The organism is Pinirhizobacter sp. (genome assembly GCF_035317885.1).
GTDB lineage: Bacteria > Pseudomonadota > Gammaproteobacteria > Xanthomonadales > Rhodanobacteraceae > Pinirhizobacter.
In genome coordinates this window covers 1-2,113 of sequence record NZ_DATHFX010000174.1, presented here as the reverse complement: position 1 = coordinate 2,113, position 2,113 = coordinate 1, and the positions used below count along the sequence as shown (strand labels likewise).

General features: G+C 64.8%; 1 protein-coding gene. It reads left to right on the top strand.

Features of this window, described 5'->3' with window-relative positions; all coding sequences use genetic code 11:
* On the top strand, positions 1-2,113 hold a 2,113-nt coding region (locus VK519_RS05415), incomplete at both ends, for a DNA polymerase III subunit alpha (protein ID WP_324348110.1).

Below are 2,113 nucleotides of genomic sequence, written 5' to 3'. Positions count from 1 at the left end.
ATTCTACAAGGCCGCCCAGGCTGCCGGCATCAAGCCGATCGCCGGCGCCGATGTCTGGGTGGTGGGCCATGACGATCCCCGCCCCTGGCGGCTTACCCTGCTTTGCCAGGACCACGCCGGGTATCTGAACCTGTCCCGGCTCGTGTCGAAGGCCTGGCGTGACGGGCAGCACGGCGGCAAGGCCTTTGTCGAGGCCGGCTGGATGACATCACCGTCCATGGCGGGCCTCATCGCCATCTGCGGCCGCGAAAGCGAGGCGGCGCGGGTGGCGCCGTCCGGCGGCGTCGAGGCCGCTTTGCTGAAGCTCACGCCGCTCGCACGCATCTTCCCCGACCGCCTGTACCTTGAGCTCACGCGCACCGGTCGGGAGGGCGAGGAACTGTGGAACAACGCAGCCCTTGCCGTGGCCGGCGCGATGGATCTGCCCGTCATCGCCAGCAACGACGTGCGCTTCATCGACCAGGACGATTTTGAATCGCACGAAGCGCGCGTGTGCATCAACCAGGGCCGCGTGCTGGCCGATCCGAAACGCCCGCGCGATTATTCGGCCGAGCAGTACCTGAAAACACCAGAGGAAATGGCCAAGCTCTTCGCCGACGTCCCCGAGGCGCTGGAAAACACCGTCGAGCTTTCCCGCCGCTGCAACCTGGAACTGAAATTCGGTACGTATTACCTGCCGGATTTCCCCGTTCCCGAAGGACACGACCTGGCCAGCTACATCCGCGTCCGCGCCCGCGAGGGCCTGGCCGAGCGCCTGGCCGCGCACCCGATGGCCTTGGGATGCGCGCTGGAGGACTATCAAAGCCGCCTTGAGCGCGAAGTCGACGTCATCGTCAACATGGGCTTCCCAGGCTACTTCCTGATCGTGTCGGACTTCATCGGCTGGGCGAAGGAAAACGGCATTCCCGTGGGGCCGGGCCGCGGTTCGGGCGCAGGCTCGCTGGTCGCCTGGGCGCTGAACATCACCGACCTTGATCCCCTGCAGTTCGCGTTGCTGTTCGAACGGTTCCTCAATCCCGAACGCGTATCGATGCCCGACTTCGACATCGACTTCTGCATGGACCGCCGCGACGAAGTGATCGACTACGTTGCGCGCAAGTACGGCCGTGATCATGTCAGCCAGATCATCACCTACGGTTCGATGGCCGCGAAGGCGGTGCTTCGCGACTCCGGTCGGGTGCTGGGCATGGGCTACGGCCAGGTCGACAGGCTGGCCAAGCTGATTCCCAACCGCCCGCTCGACCTCACGTTGAGCGACGCGCTGGGCATATCCGAGAAGTCGAAGAAGGAAACCGACCGCGTCGTCAAGGATTTCTGCGAGCTCTACGACCAGGACGACGAATCGCGATCGTTGATCGACCTGGCGCTGAAGCTGGAAAGCCTCACGCGCAATGCCGGCAAGCACGCCGGCGGCGTGGTCATCGCACCCACCGCACTGACCGACTTCGCCCCGCTTTATTGCGAGCCGGGCGGCGGAGGCGTGGTCACGCAGTTCGACAAGGACGACGTGGAAGCCGTGGGCCTGGTGAAGTTCGACTTCCTGGGCCTGCGCACGCTGACCATCATCGACTGGGCGGTGAAGGCCATCAACGTGCGCCGCGCCGAGGCCGGCGAAGAAGCGCTGAACATCGCAGCGCTCCCGCTGGACGATGCCTTCACCTACGATGAGGTTTTCAAGAAAGCGCAGACGGTCGCGATCTTCCAGTTCGAATCGGCGGGCATGCAACGCCTGCTCAAGGAAGCCAAGGCCGACCGCTTCGAAGACATCATCGCGCTGGGCGCGCTGTACCGCCCCGGCCCGATGGACTTGATCCCGAGTTTCTGCGCGCGAAAGCACGGCCGCGAGGTGGTGGAATACCCCGACCCGCGCGTCGAGCCGATCCTGAAAGAGACCTACGGCATCATGGTCTACCAGGAGCAGGTGATGCAGATGGCGCAGATCGTCGGCGGGTACTCGCTCGGCGGCGCGGACCTGCTCCGCCGCGCCATGGGCAAGAAGAAAGTCGAGGAAATGGCCAAGGAGCGGGCCAAGTTCCGCGAAGGCGCGGCGAAGGACGGCCTGAACGGCGACAAGGCCGATGCCATCTTCGACCTGATGGAAAAATTCGCCGGC